Origin of the sequence: Okeania sp. SIO2F4, from assembly GCF_010672385.1 — a bacterium.
Taxonomy (GTDB): domain Bacteria; phylum Cyanobacteriota; class Cyanobacteriia; order Cyanobacteriales; family Microcoleaceae; genus Trichodesmium.
Genome location: NZ_JAAHGT010000347.1, coordinates 1 through 9,151 on the forward strand (window position 1 = coordinate 1; position 9,151 = coordinate 9,151).

The window sequence follows — 9,151 nt, forward strand, 5'->3', positions numbered from 1 at the left end:
TGGTTTGTGTAGAAGTGGTATTAGCTTCCGTATTTTGCTTTGGTTTCGAAAGTAGCTGCATACTTATCACACTAGCAACTATACCAATGGCAATACCAACAATTAATCCTTGCCATCTCCCTCTCTTGTTTTGAGCGGGAAATTCTTTGGTATCATTAATATTTTGCTTATCTTCTTCTGCTTGAGAATAGAGCGTCTGGCCATCTATGTAATAAATCTCGGCTTGGTTAGAATCATCTAGACGATCGCTCTGTTGCTTTTTTATGAGATTTTCTGGTATATTTACCTTTTTCAATTTACTTGCCTCTATCTACAGTTATATTGTAAAGAAAAATTATAGTTTTGTTATATTTATTTAAATTAAATAGTAATTTGTATAGAACTATTCCTAACTCTGGTCTGGTGTACTTAATTACCTTGATTATTACAAACTAGAGAAAAAATGAAATAAGAAATTAACAAACAACTACAATAAAAATGAAACCTAAAAAAATCACAATTAGTTAAGTAAAAAATATGTTTAATGCCACTGAAATACTAATTACTTCATTTGTCGAAAAAATTAAGGAAGGCTACCATCGCACTTATGGTGGTTATAAGTCTAATTACGAAGAAATAATTGGTTGGGCAGGAAATATGGCACTAGAAAATATTGCCAATAGTGATGCCCTTTACCATAATGTTGAGCATACTATTTTAGTGACTCTTGTAGGCCAAGAAATTCTAAGAGGAAAACATATTCGAGAAGGAGGTGTGGCCTGCGAAGATTGGTTACACTATATTATTTCCTTAGTTTGCCATGATATTGGATATGTAAAAGGAGTTTGTCGGCAAGACAAAAAAGGTTGGTACGCTACAGGTAGGGAAGATGAAATGGTTAATTTGCCCTTAGGTTCTACTGATGCTAGTTTAACTCCTTATCATGTGGATAGGGCAAAATTATTTATTAATGAAAGATTTGGTGGTCATAAACTGATTGATGTAGAAATAATTAAACAAAATATTGAATTAACACGCTTTCCTGTTCCGAAAGAATCAGATCATCAAGATACTGTTAATTATCCTGGTTTAGTCCGGGCAGCAGATTTAATAGGTCAGTTAAGTGACCCCCGCTACCTCAAGAAAATAGGTTATTTATTTTATGAATTTGAGGAGACAGGTTTTAACCAAAAGGTAGGGTATAAAAATCCTAGCGACCTGCTTGATAACTATCCCCAGTTTTTTTGGCAAGGGGTTCATCCTTATATAGAAAAAGCTCTCAAATATTTATCACTAACACAGGAAGGTAAGCAAATAATTGCTAATCTTTATTCAAATGTATTTGTAGTGGAGCATAATCGTTCTCAAAAGATTGGTGTTTAGAAATTAGGGAGTGAGTAGTTAGGAAGTTAGGGAGTTAGGAGTTGGGGAAAATTGAAATACATCTGGTATATTTTTCTTAGGTTGGAAAGACTTGAGATTTTATTGATCAATAATTATCCGAATTTGATATGATACTAATTGAAATTTTATAAGTACCTAGTACCACTACGCGGAAGTCATGGGTTACTCAAAAATCAAAAGTGTTGATTGATCGGGGTTTTAATATTTTCTAACTGGTCAGTTATTTCGGCTATCCTGTACTAGGAAAAATTAATTACCATCATTTGTTAGCTTTATTTTTTACAACTTATGCTTTTACTTACAGAAGTTTTCTAGTCTCAGAAGTAGAAAAATTGGTGGTGGTGCATAGTAATGGCAGAGAGTGTGTGGTCTGTGTGGTCTGTGTGGTCCGTGTCGGAAGTGTGGTCCGTGTGAGAAGAAATTAAAAAATATATATCTTCACCATTACGGGAGCAGGACTACCCAAAAATTTAAGGTATTAGGGAGTAGGGATTAAGAAATAAGAAATAGAGATTAATGTTGAACTTTACTTCACTATCTTCAAAAGTGCTGTAAAATATTTCCACATTCATAAAATAGGTAACTAAGAAAAGGTAAATATTAAGTATCTAAAAAGGAATAAAAAAAGATTTAAATTTGAAATTTGATACAAGGTATAAAGTGTTTTGCTATAGGCATAAATCAAAGATTAATATATGATATCATGTCCGGTTGAATACTGATAAATAAGTCAGTAGGTAGAATAAAGTAGCTTTGGAAATGATAAGTTTTTTTATCGCTAATTAGTCGGGCATGATCTGATGACCTTTTTTGAGTTTGGTATTAAGTAACTATGCAAAATTAATTTAAAATTTTGTCGAAGTAAGGAATAGGGAACAGTGGAGTTGGCAACAGAAAATATATCCGAATCGCCAAATCCAATTATTATAGGTTAATTACCTCAATAACCAAATTATTTATTGGTAGATAGTTTGATTTTTTAAAATATGTCTGTCCTATTCAATAATTAACAATTGGTGGTAGTGCATTAAAGAAGCGTTCAGAACTCAGTTGTTAGTTTTTAATGGTTTATAAGAGAATTTAAACCCCTGAAAAACTATCGGGCTAACTGAAGCCAGGAATTTACATAATAGCTTCTTAAAAAAAAGAGGATTGACTAAAATTTTTTTTTCCTTTAATGCGTAGAGGATTTCAACCTTAATTCTTTGGTAAAGCCGATTTAGTATGAGTAGTAAATATACAAATAATTTGACTTAACTACTTATACAATTTTCCAAGAATTAGTAGCTAAATCAACTTCCGCAAACCGGCTATTCCATAAGAAATTTTGCAGCATAAGGAATTTTTTTTCTTTTTTTTTCCTTTAATGCGTAGAGGCTTTAAACCTTAATTTTTCGGTAACTAATTTTGTACGACTACTTCAATAATTAATAATTAACAATTAATAATTGGCTCTCCTTAAAGAAGCGCTCAAAACTCAGTTGTTAGTTTTTCAAAGGTTGATAGAGGGATTTAAACCCCTGAAAAACTATCCGGCTAACTGAAGCCAGGAATTTACACAATAGCTGAAAAAGCTGATAGCTAGCCAAAAAGAAGAGGATTGACTAAAAATATTTTTTTTCGCCTTGATGCCTAGAAGCTTTAAACCTTAATTCTTTGGTAAAGCCGATTTAGTATGAGTAGTAAATATACAAATAATTTGGCTTAACTACTTATACAATGTTTGAATAATTAGTTATGATTAAGCTCTAGTAATTAGTAGCTAAATCAAGTTCCGCAAACCTGCCATCCCATAATAAATTTTGGGTGGTGGTGCTCGCGTAATGGTAGAGAGAGTGTGGGAAGCGTGATCCGTGTGGGGGGTGTGGGAAGAAATTAAAAAATAGACATAGGCGTGATAATCAAAAATCAAATCAATCCCATACGCAAAAATCATCAATTCTTTCCCTCTACTCTGTAGGGACGTTCCATGCAACGTCCCTACCTCCAACCTACTCCCTTTTTTAATACCATTACAATGCAGGACAACAAAATTTTGAACCATTCTAATACCTTACTAATTACCCATTACTAACTTTATGAATATTATATTTTCACCTCTTCAACGATTTTTAATTACATGGTTATTATTATTAGTGACAGGTTGGTTTACTATTGGGGCAATTAGTTTTGTAGGTGAAATTGTTAGTATCTTGATTACAGCAGGATTAGTAGCATTTTTGCTCAACTATCCAGTGGCTAAATTACAAATATTTTTACCTCGAAGTTTGGCAGCAGGTTTAGTATATTTAATGGCTGCTTTGATAGTTTTAGTTATTGGTCTAACTATTGCACCACCAGTATTTAATCAAGCTCGACAATTGTGGTTAAATTTTCCAGAATTGTTAGAGTCGGCAAGATTACAATTGACAGAATTTCAAACCTGGAGTGAATTTAATAATTTACCTTTTGATGTCAGGATTTTGCAACAGCAACTATCAACAAAAGCTCAAGAAGAAATACAGGCGATCGCTACTACTGGTTTGGGTTTATTACTAGGAACTGTTAACTGGTTTTTCGACTTAATCTTAATCTTAGTAATCTCGTTTTATATGCTCCTAGATGGAGAAAGACTGTGGGATAATCTTACTAGTATTATTGCTCCAAAAGTACGAAATGTATTTACACAATCCCTAGAAGGTAATCTTCAAAATTTTGTTTCTGGGCAGTTGCTATTAGGGTTATTTATGGCAACTACTTTATCTCTAGCTTTTTGGTTTCTAGGAGTTCCCTATTTCCTATTATTTGCAGTATTTATAGGTGCAATGGAACTAATTCCATTTATTGGAGCAACCTTGGGCATTGGTACTGTAGGTATTATCGTAGCATTTATAGATTTGTGGTTAACATTAAAAGTCTTAATAGTAGCGATCGCTATGCAGCAAGTTAAAGATAATATAGTTGCTCCTAGAGTCATGGGTAATTTAACCGGACTTAGCCCAGTAATTATTTTTGCCGCATTACTATTAGGTGGTAAAATAGGAGGACTATTAGGAGTAATACTGGCAATTCCTCTCACAGGAGTTTTGAAAAGTATTGTGGAAGTTGTGTTAAATCCTAAACTACCACCCCAAACAGGTTCTTTTTTTTATAATCCTCTTAAGGGAGTAGAGAGTAGGGAGTAGGGAGTAGGAGAAAAAAATATATTTGTATACTTGATTAAGTAGAACTAATACTTATACTTAAGTACCAAATATAAAATTAATTTGGCTTAACTACTTATAATATTAAATCTGAGTAATTAGTTATTTTATGATTTAGGAGTAATTTAATCGATCGGTTATCAGTAGAAACGAGCAAAAAGTTTTTTTTGATCGCTAATTATTAAGATAATTCCTTCCTGATTGATATAAAATCTGTCTTAATGAAAAAAATACTATAACTATCTCCATAAGAGTCATAGTTCCCAAATCTCTAATCTATTTCTTTTCTTCCTGACTCCTTATTCCCTATTCCCTACTCCCTACTCCCTACTCCCTATTAAATCTATGAAATGGTGGAAAAATCTTAAAAAAAATCCTCTAGCAAGATTTGGCGCATTATTACTATTAATTTTTTATCTAGTAGTAATTACTGCTGACTTTATTGCTCCTTATGACCCTTACACATCTCAACCTAATGGTTCCCTACTACCACCTACTCAAATTTACTGGCAAAATCAAGCAGGTGAATTTATTGGACCCCACGTTTACCCAACAACTCAAGGACCAGTAGATTTAGAAACTGGACTCCGGGAATTAAACGTAGAGTTGGATAAACCATCCCCTCTGGGTTTATTTGTTCAAGGAACACCCTATAAACTCTTAGGGATTTTGCCCTGGGATAGACATTTATTTGGAACCACAGGTGAAGCCAAATTTAACTTACTAGGTACTGACGAACAAGCACGAGACCAATTTAGCCGTTTACTTTTTGGTGGTAGGATTAGTTTGTTTATAGGTTTAGTAGGAATTACAATCTACTTTCCCTTGGGAATGATTATTGGTGGAATTTCTGGTTACTTTGGTGGTTGGGTCGATAGTATTTTGATGCGTTTCGCTGAAGTATTAATGACAATTCCAGGAATTTATTTATTAGTAGCACTTGCCGCTGTCTTGCCTCCTGGTTTAACCAGTGCCCAAAGATTTCTATTAATTGTGGTCATTACTTCATTTATTAGTTGGGCAGGATTAGCTAGGGTCATTCGTGGACAAGTATTATCTATCAAAGAACGAGAATTTGTCCAAGCGGTAAGGGCGATGGGGGCAAATTCTTTTTATATCATTGTTCGTCATGTATTACCCCAAACAGCAACTTATGTAATCATTTCAGCAACTTTGGCTATTCCTAGCTTTATTATCTCAGAATCAGTTTTAAGTTTGATTGGTTTAGGTATTCAACAACCAGACCCCTCCTGGGGAAATATGTTATCTTTGGCTACGAATGCTTCAATTTTAGTGTTACAACCTTGGTTGGTTTGGCCTCCAGCATTATTAATTATTCTAACTGTATTAGCTTTTAATTTATTAGGAGATGGGTTACGAGATGCTCTAGATCCAAGAAATTTGCAAAGGTAATATTCAGTTATCAGTTAACAGTTATCAGTTATCAGTTAGCAGTTATTAGTTAACAGTTAATAGTTTAAACAGAGTAATAATTTACTCAATATTATTGATAGCTCAATAATATTAATAAAAGTTATCAGTTATTTGTAGATGACAAATTAAAAAAAATATTTGTATTTGTGCAATTAATTATTTCTCTGCTGATTACAGCACTTTTTAGGATGCTGAGGTACAGGTGAATACTACTATCTTTTCCCTATTTACTGAAGTTATAAAACTTTGTACCTCACGCACCTCCGAAACTGCTGTAAATTTCAAACTATTAACAATAAAGGTTTTAGCCTTTTTATGGTTGAAAAAAGTACCTAGTTTTCAGTTAAAAAAGCTCAAAAAGTTAGCATTTTGAGCAGACAAGGGCACAAAAATTACTCCCCTACTCCCGTACGGACGTTGCATGCAACGTCTAAAAATACTTTTTCAGCAAACCCTAATTAATTCTGTTTGCCTGCTTTTTACCTCTTGATACTTGATAATTGTCTAAAAATCTAAAATGCTCTAAAATAGGTAGAAAATTTAAGACTCTTTCACATTATATTTGTATGATTTTTTCATCGCTAGATGAGATAAGAACATTATTCTCGTTTTTGGCTATTATTATTTCATTGGTATCATTTTGTTCTACACTATTACTTTGGAAAAAGTCAAATCGACCAATTATTGTTGCATATATTGATGTAAATGGTGAACCGGGTAATGTTAACATATTCTATGATTTAGTAGTATCAAATATAGGAAATCGTCCAGCAGTAAGGATTCGTTTAGATTCTTCACCAGAGGAGATTAAAAATATTTTTGAAGATGGAATTAACACCGGAGATGGATTTACCAGAGAACAGAAAATTGAACAAATTGAGAACTGTTTTGATCCAAAAAATGAAATTGTTTTATTAGAACATCGTGAAAAATTATCTACTGCTTTTGGAGCTACTGGTAGAATTCAATGGTTAAAATTTGGTTCAACTATTGATATTTCAATAACTTACTTTGATTTAGATGGTCGTTCATTTAAGTCTAAATTACCTCTTAAAGTATATCCAAGAAAAGGTTTTTCAGGAATTATATGGAAATAAAAACAGTTAGTTTTGGGAAAATTTAAGTAGTTTATAGATGGATGTGAAATTCTTGGAGCAATTTAAACAGATTAAAAAAACCAGAAAGCAACTATAGTGCTACGGTACGTTTAGATATAAGTGTCGAGTTATGGTCTGTAGAATCAATCAATTAAATTTGTCGATTTACAGAAGAAAAACCATGAACTTTCAACAGATTAAAAAAACCAGAAAGCAACTATAGTGCTACGGTACGTTTAGAGATAAATGTCGCGTTATAGTCTGTAGAATCAACAAATTAAGTTTCTCGATTTAGAGAATAAATGCAATGAGTTTTGAACAGATTAAAAAAAACAGAAACAACTATAGTGCTACGGTACGTTTAGAGATAAATGTCGCGTTATAGTCTGTAGAATCAACAAATTAAGTTTCTCGATTCACAGAATAAAAGAATTAATTTTCACAGATTATTTTTCGGATAAAAAATCACCAAAAAATGAATTATTAGCCTTCCCTTTTTAAGGGGATGAAAAAAAACTTCGATTCATTATTTCAAATTTCCGACTTTAGTCAGAGGTACTGATAACTAATAACTGATAACTGATAACTGATAACTGAAATGACTACTACTTTCAAATCTAAGCCTAATTTAGCAACAAAATTAGTCAATGGAATTCTCTCAATTAAACCACTAGCTAATTTTGCTCAAACTCAAGCACGAAAGATGATTATTAAACGTGCAGAAAAAATTGGCGTTCCTTGGCGGAAACAAGCAAAAGAACTTTCTGAATGTAATTGGAATAAAGAATGGGAAATAGTAAATAATCCTAATTTGACATATCCTGAATATTACCTCACTTCATTTCATGCTTATGAAAAAGGTAATATGAGTTGGCAAGCTGCCACAGAAGTAGAAGTAGCATCATTGGCAGTTCATGCAGGAATTTGGCCGGAAGAAGGTATTGGTGGAGATGCTAGACTTCGTCAAAGTTTTCTTGATATTTTAAAAGCAGAAATTTCTACACCAAAAGATGTTTTAGATTTAGGATGTAGTGTGGGATTAAATACTTTTCCCCTACAAAAAGTTTTCCCTGAAGCTAAGTTTACAGGGGTAGATTTATCACCTTATTTTTTAGCAGTTGGTTTGTATCGTTCTCAACAGCAAAATTTGGATATTAATTGGGTTCATGCTGCTGCTGAAGCGACTGGTTTACCTGATGATTCTTTTGATTTAGTTTCTATTTGTTTGGTATGCCATGAATTACCACAATTTGCTACTGGAAAAATCTTTCGGGAGGCAAGGCGGTTATTACGTTCAAATGGTAGTATTGCTATTATGGATATGAATCCTAAGTCGGAGGTTTATGCTACGATGGCTCCTCATATTTTTACTTTGTTGAAGAGTACGGAACCTTATTTGGATGAATACTTTACTTTGGATATTGAAAAGGAGTTGGTTGATGCTGGTTTTTCAGCTCCGAAAATAATTTGCAATACTCACCGTCACCGCACTATTATTGCTAGGGTTGCTTAATTATTAAGGTTGTACTTTTTATTAGATATCTCCAGAGAAAGAGGGATTGGGGAGCAGTAATTGATAGTTTATAGATAATCATTGATTGATTTTTTATTTCTGGAAAAGTCTATTGTTAACTTGGAATAAGGGAGATTGAAGAAAGTTAGGTAAAGTTTTCTACTGTTCTATTTTTAATTAGGGCTTGTTGATTAATTCTCAAACCATTGATATATAAAATTTTCAGCCTTTCGAGGTTGAAAAAAGTGCCAGCTTTTTGGATTAAAAAGCTCAAAAAGGAGCGCATTTTGGGCAGACAAAGGCAGAAAAATAAAGGGACAATTCTTACTCCTAACTCCTCTAAATTCCCTGTTTCTCCTGACTCCTGACTCCTGACTCCTGACTCCTACCCCTACTAAAAGACTTTCCAAAAGCAAACCCTAATTAGGGTCTGCTGAAAAATTGATTAGGTTTGAAATTAGGGAAGGCTTTCACTGTTTAACTGAGAATAGTTTTCCCTTTCTTGAATTGCAATATTTTGGATTAGTTTTGATAATATGCTA

8 protein-coding genes are annotated in these 9,151 nt (G+C 33.0%); 6 read left to right on the forward strand and 2 right to left on the reverse strand.

Annotated features, from left to right (window positions below; translation table 11 throughout):
* Positions 1 to 295, reverse strand: a 295-nt coding sequence (locus F6K22_RS20905) for a hypothetical protein (protein ID WP_293102114.1), incomplete at its 3' end; no start/stop codon positions are given.
* Positions 296 to 516: 221 nt separating this feature from the next.
* On the opposite strand from F6K22_RS20905, the gene F6K22_RS20910 reads away from it, so the two are divergent.
* Positions 517 to 1,362, forward strand: a complete 846-nt coding sequence (locus tag F6K22_RS20910; RefSeq protein ID WP_293102117.1) for an Npun_R2479 family HD domain-containing metalloprotein — start codon at positions 517 to 519, stop codon at positions 1,360 to 1,362.
* 284 nt (positions 1,363 to 1,646) lie between these two features.
* Positions 1,647 to 1,808, forward strand: coding sequence for a hypothetical protein (locus F6K22_RS20915; protein ID WP_293102120.1), 162 nt, complete (start codon positions 1,647 to 1,649; stop codon positions 1,806 to 1,808).
* Positions 1,809 to 3,145: 1,337 nt separating this feature from the next.
* On the opposite strand, the gene F6K22_RS20920 is transcribed toward F6K22_RS20915, so the two are convergent.
* Positions 3,146 to 3,427: a hypothetical protein gene (locus tag F6K22_RS20920; RefSeq protein WP_293102124.1), complete on the reverse strand. Its 282-nt coding sequence runs from the start codon at positions 3,425 to 3,427 to the stop codon at positions 3,146 to 3,148.
* A 34-nt stretch (positions 3,428 to 3,461) separates the two neighbouring features.
* Here F6K22_RS20920 and F6K22_RS20925 point away from each other — a divergent pair, with 34 nt between their 5' ends.
* The 4 genes from F6K22_RS20925 to F6K22_RS20940 all read left to right on the forward strand — a co-directional run bounded on the left by F6K22_RS20925 (position 3,462) and on the right by F6K22_RS20940 (position 8,609).
* Positions 3,462 to 4,547 (forward strand): AI-2E family transporter, encoded by a 1,086-nt coding sequence (locus F6K22_RS20925; protein WP_293102126.1) that lies wholly within the window; start codon positions 3,462 to 3,464, stop codon positions 4,545 to 4,547.
* A gap of 363 nt (positions 4,548 to 4,910) precedes the next feature.
* Entirely contained in the window at positions 4,911 to 5,978 is a 1,068-nt protein-coding gene (locus tag F6K22_RS20930; protein WP_293102129.1) for an ABC transporter permease, read from the forward strand.
* Between the two features lie 632 nt (positions 5,979 to 6,610).
* A complete protein-coding gene (locus tag F6K22_RS20935) occupies positions 6,611 to 7,096 on the forward strand; it encodes a hypothetical protein (RefSeq protein ID WP_293102132.1) in 486 nt (161 codons plus the stop codon).
* 598 nt (positions 7,097 to 7,694) lie between these two features.
* Complete coding sequence (locus tag F6K22_RS20940; RefSeq protein ID WP_293102135.1) at positions 7,695 to 8,609, forward strand: class I SAM-dependent methyltransferase; 915 nt, start codon at positions 7,695 to 7,697, stop codon at positions 8,607 to 8,609.
* Positions 8,610 to 9,151: the final 542 nt, after the last annotated feature.

What these genes read in the sequence shown, in the direction of transcription:
- F6K22_RS20940 (WP_293102135.1), top strand. Translation starts at nt 7,695, where the DNA reads ATGACTACTACTTTCAAATCTAAGCCTAATTTAGCAACAAAATTAGTC.
- F6K22_RS20930 (WP_293102129.1), top strand. Translation starts at nt 4,911, where the DNA reads ATGAAATGGTGGAAAAATCTTAAAAAAAATCCTCTAGCAAGATTTGGC.
- F6K22_RS20925 (WP_293102126.1), top strand. Translation starts at nt 3,462, where the DNA reads ATGAATATTATATTTTCACCTCTTCAACGATTTTTAATTACATGGTTA.
- F6K22_RS20920 (WP_293102124.1), bottom strand. Translation starts at nt 3,427, where the DNA reads ATGGTTCAAAATTTTGTTGTCCTGCATTGTAATGGTATTAAAAAAGGG.
- F6K22_RS20910 (WP_293102117.1), top strand. Translation starts at nt 517, where the DNA reads ATGTTTAATGCCACTGAAATACTAATTACTTCATTTGTCGAAAAAATT.